At 64.2% G+C, this 19,039-nt stretch carries 17 protein-coding genes; 8 read left to right on the top strand and 9 right to left on the bottom strand.

Annotated elements, in window-relative coordinates; all coding sequences use genetic code 11:
- The first annotated feature begins 1 nt into the window (after position 1).
- The 5 genes from FVF58_RS14700 to FVF58_RS14680 all read left to right on the top strand — a co-directional run bounded on the left by FVF58_RS14700 (position 2) and on the right by FVF58_RS14680 (position 5,603).
- Positions 2-655 carry an ABC transporter permease gene (locus FVF58_RS14700; protein ID WP_149670634.1) on the top strand — a complete coding sequence of 218 codons (654 nt, stop codon included), beginning with the start codon at positions 2-4 and terminating at the stop codon, positions 653-655.
- Positions 652-1,863, top strand: a complete 1,212-nt coding sequence (locus tag FVF58_RS14695; protein WP_149670633.1) for an osmoprotectant ABC transporter ATP-binding protein OsmV — start codon at positions 652-654, stop codon at positions 1,861-1,863. Before FVF58_RS14700 ends, FVF58_RS14695 begins: the two co-directional genes overlap by 4 nt.
- A 393-nt stretch (positions 1,864-2,256) precedes the next feature.
- Positions 2,257-4,437 (top strand): NHL repeat-containing protein, encoded by a 2,181-nt coding sequence (locus FVF58_RS14690; RefSeq protein ID WP_149670632.1) that lies wholly within the window; start codon positions 2,257-2,259, stop codon positions 4,435-4,437.
- A gap of 106 nt (positions 4,438-4,543) precedes the next feature.
- Positions 4,544-4,801 carry a hypothetical protein gene (locus tag FVF58_RS14685; protein ID WP_149670631.1) on the top strand — a complete coding sequence of 86 codons (258 nt, stop codon included), beginning with the start codon at positions 4,544-4,546 and terminating at the stop codon, positions 4,799-4,801.
- Positions 4,802-5,006: 205 nt separating this feature from the next.
- Positions 5,007-5,603, top strand: coding sequence for a LysE family translocator (locus FVF58_RS14680; protein ID WP_149670630.1), 597 nt, complete (start codon positions 5,007-5,009; stop codon positions 5,601-5,603).
- Between the two features lie 21 nt (positions 5,604-5,624).
- Here the strand turns inward: FVF58_RS14680 and FVF58_RS14675 are convergent, their stop codons facing one another.
- The 9 genes from FVF58_RS14675 to FVF58_RS14635 form a co-directional block, all read right to left on the bottom strand.
- Positions 5,625-6,848 carry a winged helix-turn-helix domain-containing protein gene (locus FVF58_RS14675; protein WP_149670629.1) on the bottom strand — a complete coding sequence of 408 codons (1,224 nt, stop codon included), beginning with the start codon at positions 6,846-6,848 and terminating at the stop codon, positions 5,625-5,627.
- 123 nt (positions 6,849-6,971) lie between these two features.
- Positions 6,972-7,247, bottom strand: a complete 276-nt coding sequence (locus FVF58_RS14670; protein WP_149670628.1) for a hypothetical protein — start codon at positions 7,245-7,247, stop codon at positions 6,972-6,974.
- A 251-nt stretch (positions 7,248-7,498) separates the two neighbouring features.
- Positions 7,499-9,226 (bottom strand): FAD-dependent oxidoreductase, encoded by a 1,728-nt coding sequence (locus FVF58_RS14665; RefSeq protein ID WP_149670627.1) that lies wholly within the window; start codon positions 9,224-9,226, stop codon positions 7,499-7,501.
- A 90-nt stretch (positions 9,227-9,316) separates the two neighbouring features.
- On the bottom strand, positions 9,317-10,309 hold the full coding sequence (locus FVF58_RS14660) for a DedA family protein/thiosulfate sulfurtransferase GlpE (RefSeq protein ID WP_149670626.1): 993 nt from the start codon (positions 10,307-10,309) through the stop codon (positions 9,317-9,319).
- Positions 10,310-10,651: 342 nt separating this feature from the next.
- Positions 10,652-10,903, bottom strand: a complete 252-nt coding sequence (locus FVF58_RS14655; protein WP_149670625.1) for a hypothetical protein — start codon at positions 10,901-10,903, stop codon at positions 10,652-10,654.
- A 314-nt stretch (positions 10,904-11,217) separates the two neighbouring features.
- Complete coding sequence (locus tag FVF58_RS14650; protein WP_149670624.1) at positions 11,218-11,799, bottom strand: DinB family protein; 582 nt, start codon at positions 11,797-11,799, stop codon at positions 11,218-11,220.
- 344 nt (positions 11,800-12,143) lie between these two features.
- Positions 12,144-13,823, bottom strand: a complete 1,680-nt coding sequence (locus FVF58_RS14645; protein ID WP_246217056.1) for a methyl-accepting chemotaxis protein — start codon at positions 13,821-13,823, stop codon at positions 12,144-12,146.
- Between the two features lie 280 nt (positions 13,824-14,103).
- Positions 14,104-14,505 carry a RidA family protein gene (locus FVF58_RS14640; protein ID WP_149670623.1) on the bottom strand — a complete coding sequence of 134 codons (402 nt, stop codon included), beginning with the start codon at positions 14,503-14,505 and terminating at the stop codon, positions 14,104-14,106.
- A 141-nt stretch (positions 14,506-14,646) separates the two neighbouring features.
- Positions 14,647-16,047: a GntP family permease gene (locus FVF58_RS14635; protein ID WP_149670622.1), complete on the bottom strand. Its 1,401-nt coding sequence runs from the start codon at positions 16,045-16,047 to the stop codon at positions 14,647-14,649.
- A 312-nt stretch (positions 16,048-16,359) separates the two neighbouring features.
- Between FVF58_RS14635 and FVF58_RS14630 the strand changes: the two genes are divergently transcribed.
- The 3 genes from FVF58_RS14630 (at position 16,360) to FVF58_RS14620 (ending at position 18,946) form a co-directional block, all read left to right on the top strand.
- Complete coding sequence (locus FVF58_RS14630; protein WP_149670621.1) at positions 16,360-17,844, top strand: sigma-54 interaction domain-containing protein; 1,485 nt, start codon at positions 16,360-16,362, stop codon at positions 17,842-17,844.
- Between the two features lie 88 nt (positions 17,845-17,932).
- Positions 17,933-18,193, top strand: coding sequence for a hypothetical protein (locus FVF58_RS14625; protein ID WP_149670620.1), 261 nt, complete (start codon positions 17,933-17,935; stop codon positions 18,191-18,193).
- Positions 18,194-18,742: 549 nt separating this feature from the next.
- Positions 18,743-18,946, top strand: a complete 204-nt coding sequence (locus FVF58_RS14620; RefSeq protein WP_149670619.1) for a hypothetical protein — start codon at positions 18,743-18,745, stop codon at positions 18,944-18,946.
- Positions 18,947-19,039: the final 93 nt, after the last annotated feature.

Genomic DNA, 19,039 nt, shown 5'->3' with positions numbered 1-19,039 from the left:
TATGACTGTATTCGACTATCTATCGGCCAACTGGGCCGAACTGCTGCAACTGACCGCGCAACACGTGTGGCTGGTGGGGATCGCGGTGGGTTGCGCGATCATCGTCGGGGTTCCCCTGGGGATCCTGATCAATCGCCACGAGTGGCTGGCCGCGCCGTTGCTGAGCATCGCCACCGTGGTGCTGACCTTGCCGTCGATCGCGCTGTTCGGCCTGATGATTCCGGTGTTCTCGCGCTTCGGCCAGGGCATCGGCGCGGTGCCGGCGATCACCGCCGTGTTTCTCTATTCGCTGCTGCCGATCATGCGCAACACCTACCTCGCGCTGCGCAACGTCGACGCCGGCATCAAGGAAGCCGGCATCGGCATCGGCATGACCGTATGGCAACGGCTGCGCCTCGTCGACTTGCCGCTCGCGGTGCCAGTGATTCTCGGCGGCGTGAGGACGGCCGTGGTGATGAACATCGGCGTGATGACGATCGCCGCGGTGATCGGCGCGGGCGGCCTCGGCACGCTGATCGTCCGCGCGATCGGCCAGAGCAACATGATGAAACTGTTGGTGGGCGCGGTGCTCGTGAGCTTGCTCGCGATCGTCGCCGACCTGCTGCTGCAAGCGCTGCAACGCCTGCTGACACCGAAGGGAGTGCAAAAGACATGATCGAACTCGACAAACTGACAAAGACGTTTACGCAGAAGGACGGCCAGCAGGTCAAGGCGGTCGACTCGGTGAGCCTCACCGTCGGCGCAGGAGAAATCTGCGTGTTCCTCGGGCCGTCCGGTTGCGGCAAGACCACTACGCTGAAGATGATCAACCGTCTGATCACGCCGACCTCGGGCCGCGTGCTGATCAACGGCGAGGACACCTCAGGTCTGAACGAAGTCGAATTGCGCCGGCACATCGGCTATGTGATCCAGCAGATCGGCCTGTTCCCGAACATGACGATCGAGGAGAACATCACGGTCGTGCCGCGTCTGCTCGGCTGGGACAAGAAGCGCTGCCGCGAGCGCGCCGTCGAGCTGATGTCGATGGTCGCGCTCGATCCGAAGCAATACTTGAAGCGCTATCCGCGCGAACTGTCGGGCGGGCAGCAGCAGCGCATCGGCGTGATTCGCGCATTGGCCGCCGATCCGCCCGTGCTGCTGATGGACGAGCCGTTCGGCGCGGTCGACCCGATCAATCGCGAGTCGATTCAGAACGAGTTCTTCCAGATGCAGCGTCAGCTGAACAAGACGGTGATCATGGTGAGTCATGACATCGACGAGGCGATCAAACTGGGCGACCGCGTGGCGGTGTTCCGCCGCGGTCAGCTGGTGCAATACGATCATCCGGACACGCTGCTTGCGCGTCCGCGCGACGAGTTCGTCGGCGCGTTCGTCGGCCAGGACAGCACGCTGAAGCGCCTGTTGCTGGTGAAGGCCGGCGACGCCGCCACGCAGCCGGACACCGCGCGCGCCGATATGCCGGTGGCACGCGCCTTCCAGATGATGGACGACAGCGACAATCGCTATCTGACCATTGTCGACGACAACCAGCAGGCGCTCGGCTATGTGACGCGCCGCGCGGCGCGCGCGGGCCAGGGCGTGTGCGGCGATCATCTCACCGCGTTCAAGGCCAGCGTCAATCCCGACGAGCATCTGCGTATCGTGCTGTCGAAGATGTACCAGTTCAATTCGTCGTGGATGCCGGTACTGGACGGCGATGGCCGTTATATCGGCGAAGTCACGCAGGATTCGATCGCGGATTATCTGAGTTCAGGCCGTTCGCGTGGGCAGGCGGGGCAACCGGCGATCGTGTCGCCTGCGGTTATCGCTGCCGAAGCGGCTGCCGCGCAAGCGGCGCTCGTGGAGCACGCCGAGCATTCGTAACGTTGTCATGCAGTACACGGGCCTTCGCTTCGCTTCGCCATTTCGTTGCGAAGAAGCGGAGGCCCGTTCATTTCGCCAGAGTCACCGCGCTCGCCCAGATCATCCAAAAGCCATTCCCCGTCATACCCCGTAATGCCATGCGCCGGCGCGGTGACATGTCGATTGAATCCGCATATAAAACTCAAACAGCAAGTTATTACCGCGTAATCCTATGCGCATCGTATTAATTGACGTGGCTAAAAGCTTATCAAGGATTTTTTTAGAATTTATTTACGCATTTTCTATGAGAGGATAAAACGTCAACATTGACGTATGCGCATGAACCAGTGTCTGCGCATATCCGTGAAAGCGCGCCTACCATGCGCGCTTCGCGACTCGCAAGGAAATACCGTCGTGAAACTCCTCTCTCGTCTGGGTCTGGCCGTGGTCTTATTCCATAGCCTTATTCCGCTGAATGCGTCCGCGCAATCCCAACTCAGCTACACCACTTCATGGATCGGCAATAGCTTCGGTTTCGGCGACAGCAAATGGATGCAGCAGGATATTCAGGCCATTAGCGTCGGCGCCGACGGCACCGTTTATACCAATGCGCCTTGGGACGAGAGCGGCAGCGAAATTGCCGCCTACCGCGCGGGCGACAAACTCGCGGTGGCCGGTTCGACGCATGGCTGGGGCGCGGCCGGCGGTGACGCGGTCGCGGTGAATCATCAGTACCTGTATGCGGCGATGTCGATCGGCAACGAGAGCAACGCGCTGGTCGGCGCGGACTATCCGCCGGCCAATCAGACCTGGTACGGCATCACGCGCCGCACGCTCGCGAATCTGGCGAGCGGTGCGCCGTTCAGTGGCGGCATCGGCAATAGCGCGAATGCGACGAAGAACAGCTTCCTGGCGCTCGACACGGTGACGACCGGCACCGACGCGAGCATTCGCGGCCTGGCCGCCACCGATGCCGAACTGTACGTGGCCGACACCTACGGCAACCGGATCGTCGTGTTCGACGCGGAGTCGATGCAGCCTTTGCGCTCGTGGAACGTGTCGTCGCCGGGACGCATCGCGGTGGACACCGATTCGACGCTATGGGTGATGAGCGGCATTTCATCCGGAACCCTAACTATTGGGCACTACGCCACCGACGGCACCGCGCTCGGCGCGTTGACATTGCCCGCCGGCACGGTGCCGTCCGATATCGCGGTCGCACCGTCAGGGCAAATACTCGTCGCCGACAATGGGCCGTCGCAGCAGATTCTCGTCTTCAACAAGGACGCCAGCGGTCAGCCGCAGGCCGGCACGGCGATCGGCACGCGCAATGGCCTGTTCCACGCGGTCAAAGGCGTGCCGGGCAACGTGCGCTTCAACGGCATCACGGGTATCGGTGTCGATCCGGCGGGCAATCTGTATGTCGCGCAAAACGGCGAGGGGCCGCGCGCGTTCGGTTCGGCGTCGGTCGGGCAGGGCGCGGTGCTCGAAAGCTACGTGTTCAGCTCGCATGCGTTCAACTGGCGGCTGTACGGCCTGACGTTCGTCGACAGCGCCGCGTTCGATCCGGCCACGCCCAACTCCGTCTACACGGGCTCGAAGCGCTTCACGCTCGATTACAACCAGCCGGTCGGCCACGAATGGTCGTATGCGGCCTTCACGCTGGACCGGTTCGATTATCCCGACGACCCCACGTTTCACGAGCCGCGCGGTGTGCGTGGCGAGCCGATGGTGCGCCGGATCAACGGTCAGCCGTTTCTCTATACGCTCGATCCGGGCGCGCATTATCTGAACGTTTATCGCTTCGACGCGGCGCATGGCGAAATGGCGATTCCATCGGGTCTGCTCGCGCAGAATCCGCTGCCAGGCACGTGGCCCGCCGGCCAGCCGACTTACGGCGAATGGCTGTGGCGCGACAGCAATGGCAACGGCACCGTCGAGGCCAGCGAAATCAGCGGCAATCCTTCGACGGGCAGCACGGTCGGCAACGGCTTCTGGTGGGTCGACACGCCGGGCAACGTGTGGCTTGCGACGCCGTTGAGCGGCATCCGCGAGATGCCATTGCAGGGGCTCGATTCCGCCGGCAATCCGATCTACACGTACGCGAGTTCGACGATGTTCGCGATGCCGCAACCGTTCACGCGGCTCGCGCGGCTCGTCTACATCGCGAAGACCGACACCATGTATCTGTCCGGCTTCACGAGTGCGATTCCGTGGGACGCGACCCACTGGAAGGAAGCGGGCCCCGTGCTCGCGCGCTACGACAACTGGAGTTCCGGCACCCCGACGCAACAGTACGCGATCTCGCTGCCGTGGAATACGCAGAACAATCCGCAGACGACCACGGTCGGCGTCGCGGTGGCGGGCAACTACATTTTCGTCGCGGAGCTGTACACGGCGAAAGTCGATGTGTACGACGCGCGCACCGGCCAGGCGGTCGGCTACATGACGCCGGGCGCGAGCGTCGGCAGCACGAGCGGCTGGGTCGACGTGTACCTCGGCATCAGCGCGGCGCAACGCGCCAACGGCGAGTACGTGGTGCTGCTGGAAGACGACGCTCGCGCGAAAATCCTGATGTATCGCTGGACGCCTTGATGTGCGCCGCGTGCGCGTCGATCACGAATAGACGGCGGCGCACGATCGGTATATAACAAACGTGAAAGGCTTGTTCACGTTGCATCAACCGGAGCGATGTTCGATCATGACGCAAGACGTTTCGCCAAAGCCGCCCACGGGCGACCGGCCCGATCTGGAAAACCTCGACGCAGCGCTCAGTCACGTGGATCAGCAGGTATCGTCCGGCAGCATTGCATCGGGCGCAGCAAAGGGCATTCTGTACAGCCTGATCGAAACGCTCGGCGCGTTAGTGGGCGATCCCGATCTGCCGGAGCACGCGCGTTCGGGCTACGACGGGCTGCTCGAAGCCGCACGCGAATTGCGCGCTAAGCTGGATCGCTGAAGCAAGCGCGCGTCGCCGAGTGTGGGCGGCGCGGTTTGCATCGGCATCAGTGTCGGCATGCGTGCCGATGTGGAGCGCGCGTAGCCGTTGCAAGCGGCGCTTGCGATACATCCGCGCATCAGCCGTCAATTCACTCGCCGCCGCGTGACGGCGATTCCCCTATCTGTGATAAAAGGCGCACTGTGTCCAACATTGCGCCATTTCTATGCTCTCTGCGACTGCAATCGCGTTGCTGGCTGTCGGCATCGTCGTCGTGCTGATTACGCCGGGACCCACCAACACGCTGCTGGCGGCGGCCGGTTTGCGTCATGGCGTGCGGCGCTCGTCGCCGCTGATCGTCGCCGAACTGGCGGGCTATCTAGTGTCGATTTCCGTATGGGGACGCTTTCTCGCGCAGGCGGCGCATGCGCTGCCGTGGTTGCCGTCGCTGCTGCGCGTCGCGGCCGGTCTTTACATCGCCTTTCTGGCCGTCGATATGTGGCGTGCGGCGGTCGCGTTGCCCGATTCCACAAAGCGCACGGGCGGCATGCGCACGCTGTTCGTGGCGACGCTGCTCAATCCGAAAGGGCTGCTGTTCGCGGGCACGATCTTTCCGGCCGTCGCCTTCACGCAGATGCCGGCTTATGTGTTCACGATGCTGGTGTTCGCGTGCCTGGCCGTGCCGATCGCGCTCGCGTGGATCGCGTTCGGGGCGGCGCTCGGCAGCGGCAAGCTGTGGCTCGATCCGGTGAAAATGCAGCGCGGGGCGTCGATTGTGTTGGGCGTGTTTTCGCTGTCGCTTGCGTGGGCGGCGTTGCATTGAGCGCGCGTTTGCGTCGTGTCGTTACGCTTCTACGTTGTTGTCGGCGCTTAGCGCTTCGAGCCAAGCGGGCGGCGCCGATGTGATCGCCAGTTGCGGAGTGCCGTGCCAGTCCGCGCAACGTTGCAATGCGCGGCGCAGATCGCCGGCGAGGCGAGCGCTCAGACGCACGCCCGGCTCGATGTGTAGCGACTTCAGCTCGAACACGCGCTGGGCCCGATGCGCTTTCGCATCCACGCGGCCAACCAGCTTGCCCCGGCTCAGCAGCGGCAACACGAAGTAGCCATATTTGCGTTTGGCCGCGGGCGTATAGCATTCGATTGCATAGTCGAAGTCGAACAGCGCGGCGGCGCGCTTGCGGTCCCACACCACCGGATCGAATGGCGACAGCACCGTCGTGACGGTCGACGCGAGCTTGCCGCTCGCGGCGTCGTCGAGCATCGGCACGAAGTCTCGATGGACGAACGTGTCCTGCTTCCAGCCTTCCACTTGCACCGGAATCAGCTCGCCCGCATCGGCGAGCGCATGCAGTTCGTCGCGGTAGGGGCGGCGTGGCAGCCGGTAGTAATCCGCGACCCAATCGGCGCGCGCGGCGCCGAGCGCGCGGCAGGTGCGGCGCAGCACTTCGGTCGTGACCATGTGGGCCGGCGGCAAATCGCGCGCGTCGTCCCAACCAGGCAACACGCGCTCGGTCAGATCGTAGACGCGGTGGAAATTGCGGCGCTCCGCCACCATCAGTTGCCCGATCGCGAACAGCACTTCAAGGTGACGTTTCTCCGGCTTCCAGTCCCACCAGCCGTTGCTCGCGCCCGTCTCACGGACGAAATCCGCCGAGCGCACCGGACCCGCCGCACGGATATGCGCGAGCAACGTGTCGATGTCCTCGCGATGCCTGGCGTGCCACTCGGTCGCGTATTTCCAGCCCATCCCGCTCGGGTCGAGCATCCGATGACGCAGCAGGCCGTAGTCCTCGATCGGCAGGAAGCAGGCTTCATGTGCCCAGTACTCGAACAGTTTGCCTTCGGCGAGATGTTCGTCGAGCCACTGCTGCGGATACGCGCCGAGCCGGCTGAACAGCACGAGATAAGGGCTGCGCGCGACGACGTGGATCGTGTCGATCTGCAACTGCGTCATGCGGCGGATCGTGTCGAGCACGTCGGCCTTCACGGCCTTGCGGCGCGGCGGCGTCAACAGGCCTTGCGCGGCCAGATGCAGGGTGCGGGCTGCGGATAGCGGCAGAGTCTTCACGCGAGCGTCGGTCAGTGGGTGACGGCGAGTGGGACGGGCACGAGGCCCGACCTCGATTAGCAGCCGCTACTGTAGCGTGAATGGAGAAGATGGACCGGACGCGGCGCGCAGCGCGAGACGTGCTTACCAGCCGCGCCCATGATGCCGTTCCCAACCGCGATGGCGGCCATGGTCGTGATGCCAGCCGCGGCCGCGATAGTAATCGTCGCGGTATCCGTAACCATAGACGGGCTGCGGCGCGTAGACGACCGGCGGCGGCGCGTACACCACGGGTGGTGCGGCGTACACCGGGCCGGGCGTATTGACGAACACGCCGACGTCCACCCGCGCGAGGGCGACAGTCGATGCGCAGGCGGCGGCAAGGCCGAAGGCGGCGAATACGATGGCGCGTTTGATCATGCGTGTCTCCAGTGTCGATCCGGAGTTGGCGTGTTAGCGCTTACTCCGGTCCCGTGCAAAAGGGCTGGCCGTTCGCTGTCGAACGGCTGACGATAATCTTACGAGACAGAAAGGAACGCAGGTGCAACGAGTTGAAGGGGTGTGTAACAGGTGGTTACCCGCCGGGTCATGGGGCCTACTCCCCGGGGCCTAGGGCTCCGAGCGTGGGGCGCTGGCGATCCGAAGGCCCGGCGAGTTGCTTGATGATGGCTTTAGGCGCCCAGCGCGACCGCTTCCCCAGCGGAAGCCGCGAGCAGTTGATGGATCTGCGCGACCACCGCCGCGCCTTCGCCGACCGCCGCCGCCACCCGTTTCGTCGAGCCGGCGCGCGCGTCGCCTATCGCGTACACGCCTTCGACCGTCGTCGCGAGATCGCAGGCGGCCACGCCGTCCGCGCCGGTGCCGGTCAACACGAAGCCCTTGGCGTCGAGTTGCACGCCGCAGGTGCGCAGCCAGTCGGTGTTCGGGTCCGCGCCGGTGAAGAGGAACAGATGCCGCGTGTCGAAATGATCGACGCCATCGGGCAAAGGTTTTTTCAGGCCGACCGATGCGAGCCCGCTCTCGTCGGCTTCGAGCCGGCCGACCTCCGAATTCGGATGCACGAACACATTCGGCAGCGAGCGGATACGGTCGATCAGATAACGCGACATGGTGGCCTCAAAGCCGCTCCGGCGGATCAGCACATGAACCTTGGCCGCGTGCGAGGCCAGATAGACGATCGCCTGGCCGGCCGAATTGCCACCGCCCACCAGCACGACTTCCTGACGCTTGCACAGCTTGGCTTCGACTGGCGACGCCCAGTAGTAGACGCCGCGTCCGTCGAAGCGGTCGAGGCCTTCGAGCGCGGGCCGCCGGTAGACCGCGCCGCTCGCGATCACGATGGTGCGGGAAGTGATCTGCCCGCCGCACTTGAGTTCCAGCCGATACGGCGACTCCGCGCACTTCAGCGCCGTCACGTGAACCGGAATCGCGACGTGCGCGCCGAACTTCTGCGCCTGCACGAACGCGCGGCCCGCCAGCGCCTGGCCGGAGATGCCGGTCGGGAAGCCGAGGTAGTTTTCGATCCGCGAACTGGCGCCCGCCTGGCCGCCCGGCGCGCGGCTGTCGAGCACGATGACCGACAGTCCTTCCGACGCCGCGTACACCGCGGTCGCGAGTCCCGCGGGTCCGGCGCCGACGATCGCGACGTCGTAGACATGCGAATCGTCGAGATCGGGCAGCAGGCCGAGGCAGGTGGCGAGTTCCGGCGTGCTCGGATGACGCAGCACCGAGCCGTCCGGGCAGATCACGAGCGGCATGTCTTCCTGCTGTGCGGCGAACTGCTCGATCAGACGCAGCGCGTCTTCGTCGCGCTCGTCGATCACGGAATGAGGATGGCCGTTGCGCGACAGAAAGCCTTGCAGCATCACGAGCTGCGCGTCGCTGCTGTTGCCAATCAGGATCGGCCCGCCCGCGCCCTTTTCGATCAGCGACACGCGCCGCAGGATCAGCGCGCGCATGATGCGCTCGCCGAGTTCGGCTTCGGCGACGATCAGCGCACGCAGCCCGGTGGGCGGAATCAGCAGCGCTTCCACCGCACTGAGCGCCATGCCGTTCACCAGTGCGGGCCGTCCCGACAACTGACCGACCTCGGCAAGAAAATGCCCCGCGCCGTGTTCGTTGATCAGGACTTCGCGTCCAATGCCGTCGCGCTGATAGATCTTCACGCGTCCTTCAAGCAGTACGAACATGCCGGGCCCGGTATGACCCGTCTCGAACAGCAATTCGCCGGCCTTCCAGTGGCCGATCTCGCCGAACCGGCGCAGGCGGGCGATTTCCGCGCTGGTGAGCGCGGGGAACATCTGATGCATGCGCGTCGAGAGAGACGAAAACGGCGCGTCGGCGACAACTGTCTGCTGTCCTTCAACTTCCTGAGTCGAAACTTCCTGAGTCGAAAGCATTGAACCGCTCCTTCGGTGTTCATTGATGGATTGAACGGGAGGCGAAGCGGCGCGGCGCACGAGGCGCACTGATGCAGATGCGCTGCCGCGCTATACGGCCTTCGGCGCGATGTCGTCGACCGCGACTTCCGGCGGCGGCATGTGGGCCAGCGCTTCGACTGGCTTGCCCTTGTCACGCCAGGCTTCCATGCCGCCGCGCAGCGGCAGCACGTCGGAGAAGCCGGCCTCGTTCAGTTGCTTGGCCATCCATGCCGCGGAAATTTCATTCGGGCAGGAACAGTAGATCACCAGTTTCTGATCGTGCGGATAGGTTGCGACGATTTCGTCGAGTTGCCGCTCATCGGCGAATTGCGAGCCCGGAATCACGTACGGATCGAGCTTGCGCTTCTCCTGCGACCGGATGTCGAACAGCACCGGCGATTTGCCCGCCGCGAACAGCTTCGCGAGTTCCTCCACTTCGATGCGCGCGGACGCGAGCTTCGAAATCAACTGACGGCGCCGGAACCACCGATACCCCGCGTACAACAGCAGTAGCGCGACCGCCACGAGCGCGGCAGTGCGGCCGAGTCGCCCGGCAATCGCGAACAGCATGTCGATCTGCCGCGCGAACAAGGCCCCGATAATCAAGCCCGTGCCGGACCACAACGCGGCGCCGATGCTGTCGTAGGTGAGAAAAGTGCGGTAGCGGGTGCCCATGGCGCCGGCCATTGGAATCGACACGATCGACAGGCCCGGCACGAACTTGGCCACGGCCAGCACGCGCACGCCCCAACGGCCGAAAAAGCGCTCGGTCTTTTTCACGCAGGTGTCACGCGAGAGCGACAGGCGGCAAATCGTCTTCAACGTGTTGCCGCCGTACATGCGACCGGCGAGATACCACGCACTGTCGCCGATCAGCGTGGCGAAGATCGACAGAATCAGTACCGGCAGCAATTGCGTGCCGACCGAGCCGGGATGCATTGCCGCCATCGCGCCGAACAGCACGAGCGACGGCATCGCCGGCACGGGTAGCCCGATTGAGGCGGCCAGCACGTTGGCGAAGACGAGCGCCGGCCCATATTGCTCGACGAGATCATGTAGCATTGGCTTAAAACCGCGGCCCTTTCGGGCGCGGCACGGGTAGCAAAAGCAAAGGAGAATGCAAGGATTATGGACGCATTTTCAAGACGTGCAAACGGCTTGAAAAGGTGCCCGATATTCGGGCGGTAAAAGCGCTATTGCGGCACGTTGAATGATTCAAAGCGCGGATTAGTGTCGCAAGTGAAACAAACAGAAAAAGATTGAAACCCGCCCGGCATGCAAGCACGCGAACCATGCCCATTGGAGCGCTGCGAACGTCGCGTGCCCGTATCCCGCCACTCTTAGCAGTCAGAGCCGGTAAAACATGCGGCATTCGCGCGCGAGCGCAATACCGCATGCGTTATTTCATTGACGATGATTGTGCTGTTCGCCCGGCAATTCAGCGCCATGCGCACGAATCGCGGCAATCAGCTCGGCAGGCGTGATTTCGTAACGCACCTCGCGGTGTATGCCCGCTTTGCGCTCGTCGACCTCGATCAGAAGAATGCCTTTGCCGTCTTCTGTCGATTCGAGGCGCAGCGAGCGGAGTTCGCGCGCCGTTGCTTCGTCGTATTCGGTGAGCAGGGCCATTGACCCGGAGGACCCGGTAGTGCGCATCGAAGTTGTCCTTGTTCCGTTGTTGATCGAACCATTGTACGGGCAGGCTGGCGCGCCGTCTTTCACGCGATTGCCGCGCGTTGCATGTGGCCTGCGCGCCCGCCCGCCTGACAAGGATGCCGCCGCCCGCATATTGTCCCGAACGTCGCCCGGCGCGGTTCGCCGGGCAGTGCGTGCCGTGACATCCCAAGCGTTGCAACCAGTTTAACGCGACTCCCCGCCACGACGGATGCATTTTTCGTGCCCCGTGGCACCGCGGCTCTTCTCCCTGGCTGTCATGTTGCTGACGCACGTTCCGGTTAAGAGCGCGCGGCTTAGCGCGGCGCGCTCATGCGCTCCAGCTCGCGTAGTTCGGCGGTGCGCAGCGGCGCGTCGGCGGCGAGAAAAAACTCGTCGAGCTGTGGCGGGGCGGCCGTGGTGCCGCTCAGCATCGCGTGGACCTGGCCGCGATGATGAATCTGATGGACGAACATATGTGGCAGTACGCTGCCGACGGCTTCATGCTGAATGCCGACTAATGGGCCGCGGTCGATCTGGACGTCGCGTTGCAGATCGCCGTCGGCGAGCGACTCGCAGAAGGTGATGAGCCGCTGGTCGCTCCGCGCTTGTGCATCCCACAAGTCGGCTGCGCGCGAATAGGGCAACTCGTCGTCAAAAATGGTGAGCCCCTCGCCGCCGCCGGTCAGCGCGTCGAAGTAATACCGGTCCACCAGCAGGATGTGATTCAAAGTGAGCTGCAGCGATGGGAAGAAGCTCACCCGGCGCTCGGCGAACGCGTCGTCGGTCAACGTGAGGCACGCCCGGTAGAGGCGCAGATTCGACCACGCGTTGTTGCGCGCCATCGCGACGAAGTGCGCGGCAAGCGGGTTGGCGCGCGGAGAGTCGGAAGGGGTCACGTCGGCCTCCTGGCGTTGTAGTCAGCATAGGGCGCAGTCCTCAAGTGTGAGCGCGCTGGCGGCGCGCGGCAACCGCGTGGACGACGGCTCCCGTATTGGCTCACCTTTGCCGGGTTATTCCGCCGCAACGCAAACTCGGCTCGCGAGCCCGACAGGCCCCGGCTTCAATCATCCGTGGACGCACAACCATGCAGGCAAAAAAATAGCCCGTCCGGAAAGGGACGGGCTGCTAAACGCCGTTGTTACTCGGGTCAAACTGCCCATCCAACCGGTGGGCGCTGACGGTTGCATCCTCACGCGCCAATAGTCGGCTGTCGAGGTGGGAGTAATGCCGATCTATCAGATCAATGTGGCTTCTTCCTGCTCGGCGGCAGGTGTGCTGGCGTGAAGTGCGGGCGCCGCGCGGTTCGCCGCGTCGGACCCGACGTGCGCTGCTCGCCGCTCGCACCGCGCGGCGCGGACGCGGCCTCGGCGACCGTGAACAGACGCACCGCTGCATCAAGCACGTCGGCCTGTTCCGCGAGACGTTGCGCGGTGGCCGCCGCCTGCTCGACGAGCGCGGCGTTCTGCTGGGTCGCGCCGTCCAGATGCGAGACCGCCTGATTGACCTGGCGAATCCCCTCGGCCTGTTCGCTGCTCGCGTTCGCCACTTCGACGATGATCGACGATACGCGGCCCACCGCCTCGTCGATCGCGCGCATCTGCGATGTGGTGCGTGCGACCAGCTCGGTGCCCGCGGCGACTTCGCTCGCGCTCGCCTCGACCACCGATTTGATTTCCTTCGACGACGCCGCGCAACGTTGCGCGAGCATCCGCACCTCGCTCGCGACGACCGCGAACGAGCGGCCCGCTTCGCCCGCGCGCGCCGCTTCGACGGCGGCGTTCAGCGCGAGGATGTTGGTCTGGAAGGCGATGCCGTCGATCACGCCGGTGATGTCCGCGATCCGCCGCGACGCCGCCGTGATGCCGGCCATGGTCTGCTCGACCTGGCCCGCGATCTTGCCGCCTTCGGCCGCCGCCGCCTGGGCGTCGCGCGCCAGGTCGAGCGCGCGCACGCTCGCATCGGCGTTGGCTTGAACGGTGGTGGTCAGTTCGTCCATGGTGGCGGCGGTCTCTTCGAGCGACGCCGCCTGCAATTCGGTGCGGCGCGCGAGATCCACGTTGCCGCTGGAGATTTCGCGCGCGTTGTCGAGCATGCCGGTGATCTGCGTGCGCACGTCATAGACGATGGCCGCGAGATTCGCCTTCAGCTGGTTCAACGCCTGCAGCACGTCGCCGAGGTCGTCGTGACGGGCGATCTCCAGATCGGTGGTCAGATCGCCAGCGGCGAGACGGGTCGCGAAGCCCGACATGTCGTCGATCGGCGCGGCGAGCTGGCGCGTCAGCACTCGCCACGACACGACGCTGATCGTCGCGGCGACGCCGAACGCAATCCAGAACGGCGCGGGCGGAGTGCCTTGCCATGCGGCGAGACCGGTCAGCAGCAACGCCAGCGGCGTGAGCGCGTAGCCGGCCGCTGCGCGCGTCGCAACCGGCAGACGCATTAGCGCCTGCAGACGTCCGCGCAAGCCGGTGCGCACCACCACGCCGTTGCGCAGCATCAGGCCGCGCGACTCGCCCGTGCGCATGCGCGCATACAGCGATTCGGCGACGCGCACCGCATCGCGTTGCGGCTTCACGCGCACGCTGAGGTAGCCCACCACCGCGCCTTTCTCGACCACCGGCGTGACGTTCGCGCGTACCCAGTAGTGATCGCCGTTCTTGCGGCGGTTCTTGACGAGGGCGGTCCACGGGCGGCCTGCGCGGATCGTCGCCCACAAGTCGGCGAACGCTTCGCGCGGCATGTCCGGGTGACGGATCAGGTTGTGCGGCTGGCCGATCAGCTCGTCGCGCGTAAAACCGGACACGGCAATGAAGGCCGGATTGCAGTATTGGATGCGGCCGGTCAGATCGGTCGCGGAAACAAGCATGTGGGACGACGGGAATTCGTACTCGTGCCCAGTGACAGGCTGGTTGTTGCGCATGGCTTTCCTTGCAGATGCTGTCGCGCGTGGGCGCGGTGCTGACTTGTTCGCAAGGAATAACGGCAATTAACCCCGCAGTCTTTAGGGTCTCCCAGTAAACCACTCAGGATTGTGAGGCGTCTCGCCGTTAATGCAGGGTTGTGTTCGATGGGGCCGGGTTGCCTTGGCGCGTAAGGGTGCCGGACGAGTCCCGCGCGAGTCTGCCGGTGTTGGCCTTCGGCGCGCGCGTGGACGCCGATGATTCGCCGCGCCGACGTGCCGCGACGCGTGGCGGATCAGGTCAACCCGGCCGCTTCGCGACGAAGTCGATCTCGACCAGCGCATCGCGCGCGAGCGCGGTCACGCCGATGCAGGTTCTGGCGGGCAGCGCGTCGGCGGGAAAGTAAGCGCGGTAGATGGCGTTCATCGCGGCATAGTCGCGCTTGAACTCGGTCAGGAAGATGCGCACGGCGACCACGTGCTGCAAGCCCATGTCGAGGCCTTGCAGCACCAGCACCAGGTTGTCCATCACGCGCTGCGTTTGCGCGACGACGCCGTCCGGCAAGGGTGCACTGTCGTCGGTGGGCGAGGTCGGCATCTGGCCGGTCAGGAAGACCCAGCCGTCGGCTTCGGCGGCGTGGGAGAACGGCCCGACGGGTGTCGGGGCCTGCGGAATCATCCAGAAGCTAGGGCTTGAGCTCATCGGAAAGGTCGGCGCGTTTCGATTGTCGAAACGCTACGCTAACCGATCAAAACTCATGAGGGGGAGTCGAGTGGATGTTCGAGGTGCGGATTCAGGCAAGCAGCCGCACAGCGCAGTGCGGCTCGCCTCGCCTCGCCTCGATTAAACCAGCCCAGTCGCGTAGTACACCGCGATCACGAAGAACACCGCCAACGTCTTGATCACCGTCACCGCGAAGATGTCGCGATACGACTGGCGGTGCGTCAACCCGGTGACCGCCAGCAGCGTGATCACCGCGCCGTTGTGCGGCAGCGTGTCCATGCCGCCGCTCGCCATCGCGACCACGCGGTGCAGCACTTCGAGCGGAATATGCGCCGCTTCGGCACCCTTGATGAACACGTCGGACATGGCCGCGAGCGCAATGCTCATGCCGCCCGACGCCGAGCCCGTAATGCCCGCGAGCGTGCTGACCGAAACGGCCGCATTGACGAGCGGATTGGGAATGCTCTTCAACGCGTCGCTGACCACGAGGAAGCCGGGCAAAGCCGCGATCACGCCGCCAAAGCCGTATTCCGACGCGGTGTTCAACGACGCCAGCAGCGCGCCCGCCACCGCAGCCTTGGTGCCGACCGCAAAGCGCGAGCTGACGCGGCCGAACGCGGTCAACATGACCATCATGATGCCGAGCAGCAGCGCGCCTTGCACGGCCCAGATCGCGACCACGCTCTTGACCGTGGTTTCGACCGGCGCATGGAGGCCCGGCAGGATGTCCGGCGTGATCGTGAAGGTCGGGCCGTACCAGGTGGGAATCCAGCGGGTCAGCAGGAAGTTCGCCACACCCACCACCACCAGCGGCGCGACGGCCAGCAACGGATGCGGCAGTTGCTTCGATTCGACGCGCTCCGGCTCGTTGACGAGTTCCGTGCCGTAGCCCTCGCCGGTCGCCATCGCGGCGCGGCGGCGCCATTCCAGATATGACAGACCCACCACGATGATGAACAGCGAGCCGATCACGCCGAGCGTGGGCGCGGCCCACGAGGTGGTCTTGAAGAAGGTGGTCGGGATGATGTTCTGGATCTGCGGGGTGCCGGGCAGCGAATCCATCGTGAACGAGAACGCGCCGAGCGCGATGGCGCCGGGCATCAGGCGCTTCGGAATATTGCTCTGGCGGTACAGCTCGGCGGCGAACGGATAGACCGCGAACACCACCACGAACAGCGACACGCCGCCGTACGTGAGCAGTGCGCACACCGCGACGATCACCGCATTCGCACGCGAACGGCCGATATAGCGGATTGCAGCCGCGACGATCGACTCCGAGAAGCCGGATAGTTCGATCACCTTGCCGAACACGGCGCCCAGCAGGAACACCGGGAAGTACAGCTTCACGAAGCCGACCATCTTGTCCATGAAGATGCCGGTAAAGACCGGCGCGACAGCGGCCGGTTCGGTCGCGAGGACGGCGGCGAGCGCGGCAATGGGCGCGAACAGAATGACGCTGTAGCCGCGATACGCGACAAACATCAGAAACGCCAGCGCGGCGAGGACGATGACAAAGGACATTGAGTCTCCAAAGCTTGGTTGTTCTACATGTACGCCGTCCTGACGGTGCGACGGCACGGCGCCGCGGGAACGCAGGTTTCGTGCCACGCCCGCTGCCACGGCCGATGCATTGATCAGATGGCCGAAGCGGGAAGCGCAGTTCGGCCGATTGTACCCAAACGTCTCCGAAACGGGACGTATATCACCCCAAGATAAGCCTAACCAAGGTTAAACCCTTATCAGCAGGGCTTGCTGGCGTTCTCTCCGATGAGATAAGCTTGTCTACAAAATGAGACAAGCACAATTAGAACGATACCCGGAGACAGCGACAGCATGATGAACGACTGGGCGGGCCTGCCCGCCACCTACGACGACGTACTACGCCGGGCGATGGATTCGCTCTTTCGCACCTTCGAAAATTTCAGCGAAGGCACGTTCATCGTCGATGCCGATGCGCGCGTCGTCTGGATCAACAAGCGTTACGCGGCGCGCTTCGGCTTTTCGGACCCGCAGCAGGCGATCGGCCGCGATTGCGAAGCGGTGATTCCCAACAGCCTGATGCGCGAGGTCGTCATCACCGGCAAGCCGATCCTGCTCGACATCATGGAGACGGACCGCGAACCGCTGGTCGTCACGCGTTTGCCGCTGAAAGACGACGCCGGGGCGACGGTCGGCGCGGTCGGCTTCGCGCTGTTCGACGAGCTGAAGGCGCTCACGCCGCTCTTTTCCCACTACTCGCGCGTGCAGGAAGAACTGATCGCGACGCGCAAATCGCTCGCGCAGGCGCGCCGCGCCCGCTACACGTTCGGCAGCTTCGTCGGCACGAGCGCGACCTGTCTCGAAGTGAAGCGTCAGGCGCGCCGCGCGGCGCAGCTCGAATCGCCGGTGCTGCTGCTCGGCGAAACCGGCACCGGCAAGGAGTTGCTTGCGCACGCGATTCACGGCGGCTCGGCGCGCGCGAATCAGCCGCTCGTGACCGTCAACGTCGCGGCGATCCCCGAGACCTTGCTCGAAGTCGAATTCTTCGGCGCCGCGCCCGGCGCATACACCGGCGCGGATCGCAAAGGCCGCGTCGGCAAATTCGAACTGGCGAACGGCGGCACGCTCTTTCTCGACGAGATCGGCGATATGCCGTTGGCGTTGCAGGGCAAGCTGCTGCGGGTGTTGCAGGACAAGGAGTTCGAACCGCTCGGCTCGAACCGGATCGTGCGCGCCGACGTGCGGATCATCGCCGCGACTTCGGCCGATCTGCCGGCGCTGGCCTCGGCGGGACGCTTTCGCGCGGACCTGTTCTACCGGCTGAACGTGCTGACGATCCATGCGCCGCCGTTGCGCGAGCGCTCATCGGACATCGAAGCGCTGGCCTACGCGATCCTCGAGGACCTGTCGACGCAAGCGCGCGGCGGCAGCCACTTCGAATTGCAGGACGACGCACTGCGGTTGCTGTGCTCGTATGCGTGGCCGGGCAACGTACGCGAGTTGCGCAACACGCTGGAGCGGGCCGTGATGCTCTCCGACAGCGAACGGATCGACGCGCGGACCCTGGCGCCGTTCATCGGTTCGGCGCAGCCGGGCGGGCAGCGGCTTCAAGTGACCGAGGTGGCCGCGCCAACCCAAACGCAGTCGCAAGCACCGGGCTTGACCGCCGGTATGCCCGAGCCGGCATCGTGGAGCGACGCGATGGCCGCGTTCGAAAAGCGTTTCCTGAGCGACGCGTTGCGCGCCAACGGCGGCCGCGTGATCGACACCGCCAGCCAGATCGGCATGGGCCGCGCGACGCTCTACAAGAAAATCGCGGCCTACGGCATCGAGGTATGAGGAGGTCCGGCGCCGTCGAGTGACGTAGTGCAATTACCCCGTGGCACAATCTCGTGATCGAAAAACAAGACGTGATCGGGGCTTTCCAATGAAACGCAGTCTTTCCTCCTTTGCGCGCCGGGCCAGCGCCACGCTGGCGGTCGGCGCTTTGTCACTGCTGGGTGCGTGCAGCAGCAGCGCGCCGCTGTTTCTGCCGGATGGCCGCGCCACCACGCTGGTTCAATGTCCGGTGGGCTCCGACTCCTGTTCGCAGCAGGCCAGCGCAAGTTGCGGCGGCGCGTTCGACGTGGTGCGCCAGTCCCGCGAGAGCGGCACGCTCAACCTGATTTACGCGTGCCGCGCGAAATAGAAAGAATCAAGCCGGCGCCGGCGCAATGCCGGCGCGATTGTGCACCGCATATTCCCATTCGTGTCGCCAACCCTCGGTAATTAATGCGGTTGGCTGCGTCATATGACGCGCATTATTTACTATGATCAAGAAATTACTCGGCGGGCATAGTTCAGTCATGGAAATTTCGCATGGTTGTCATAAAAATCTGTGCCTAATACGCATCCAGCAACCGGCTATTATGCGTAGTGAGTTTTGCTCGCAACTTTTTAGCGGCTGGCCGAATATACGTTTTTGCAGCCGCTATACTAAATAGCCGCTTAATCGCTGCCTGATGCGGGTCGCCGCCTAGAGTCCGTGCGGAACCTAACGGAACGCGGAGGTCGCCGGCAGTATTCTGTTCTCCACGGTTCGGGGTTTAACAAACAAGCACGTTTTTCCGATTTGTCGACGAGGGTAAAGAGTCGAGAAATATTTTCCGCTTTCAATTCATGCTGCCGCGTCTACCGCGGCACGTTCCATGCTTGCGATTTACGGTTCGAAATTAATTCAAAGATTCCGGGGATAGCAATGAATCATCAGCAACTCGAAAGAGATATTGAACATCTGGAACGTGTTATTTCCCATATTTCCGCTGAAGACGGCATTCCGTTGTCCTATTGGCGCAGCCGTATCGACGTCGTTTCCGGCGCGGTCCGGGTGCCGGCGCAAGCCAGCCGGATCAAACGGCTGAATGCCGCGCTGTCGGCGCTGGAAATGCGGCAGAAAGCCTGAACGCCGCGGCAGCGGAATCGCCAAACGCCCCTCGCGGCTGGCTCCGGCCAGCTCGCCGCGAGCGGCCGGACCTTTTCCCGTCACTGAGCTTCG

This window comes from Paraburkholderia panacisoli (genome assembly GCF_008369935.1).
GTDB classification, from domain to species: Bacteria; Pseudomonadota; Gammaproteobacteria; order Burkholderiales; family Burkholderiaceae; genus Paraburkholderia; species Paraburkholderia panacisoli.
The sequence above is the reverse complement of the archived record's forward strand: the minus strand, read 5'-3'. Positions and strand labels throughout refer to the sequence as shown.

Bases quoted from the DNA above. Each gene is read 5' to 3' on its own strand.
- FVF58_RS14700 (WP_149670634.1), top strand. From the start codon at position 2: ATGACTGTATTCGACTATCTATCGGCCAACTGGGCCGAACTGCTGCAA.
- FVF58_RS14695 (WP_149670633.1), top strand. From the start codon at position 652: ATGATCGAACTCGACAAACTGACAAAGACGTTTACGCAGAAGGACGGC.
- FVF58_RS14685 (WP_149670631.1), top strand. From the start codon at position 4,544: ATGACGCAAGACGTTTCGCCAAAGCCGCCCACGGGCGACCGGCCCGAT.
- FVF58_RS14680 (WP_149670630.1), top strand. From the start codon at position 5,007: ATGCTCTCTGCGACTGCAATCGCGTTGCTGGCTGTCGGCATCGTCGTC.
- FVF58_RS14670 (WP_149670628.1), bottom strand. From the start codon at position 7,247: ATGATCAAACGCGCCATCGTATTCGCCGCCTTCGGCCTTGCCGCCGCC.
- FVF58_RS14665 (WP_149670627.1), bottom strand. From the start codon at position 9,226: ATGCTTTCGACTCAGGAAGTTTCGACTCAGGAAGTTGAAGGACAGCAG.
- FVF58_RS14660 (WP_149670626.1), bottom strand. From the start codon at position 10,309: ATGCTACATGATCTCGTCGAGCAATATGGGCCGGCGCTCGTCTTCGCC.
- FVF58_RS14655 (WP_149670625.1), bottom strand. From the start codon at position 10,903: ATGCGCACTACCGGGTCCTCCGGGTCAATGGCCCTGCTCACCGAATAC.
- FVF58_RS14645 (WP_246217056.1), bottom strand. From the start codon at position 13,823: ATGCGCAACAACCAGCCTGTCACTGGGCACGAGTACGAATTCCCGTCG.
- FVF58_RS14640 (WP_149670623.1), bottom strand. From the start codon at position 14,505: ATGAGCTCAAGCCCTAGCTTCTGGATGATTCCGCAGGCCCCGACACCC.
- FVF58_RS14635 (WP_149670622.1), bottom strand. From the start codon at position 16,047: ATGTCCTTTGTCATCGTCCTCGCCGCGCTGGCGTTTCTGATGTTTGTC.
- FVF58_RS14630 (WP_149670621.1), top strand. From the start codon at position 16,360: ATGATGAACGACTGGGCGGGCCTGCCCGCCACCTACGACGACGTACTA.
- FVF58_RS14625 (WP_149670620.1), top strand. From the start codon at position 17,933: ATGAAACGCAGTCTTTCCTCCTTTGCGCGCCGGGCCAGCGCCACGCTG.
- FVF58_RS14620 (WP_149670619.1), top strand. From the start codon at position 18,743: ATGAATCATCAGCAACTCGAAAGAGATATTGAACATCTGGAACGTGTT.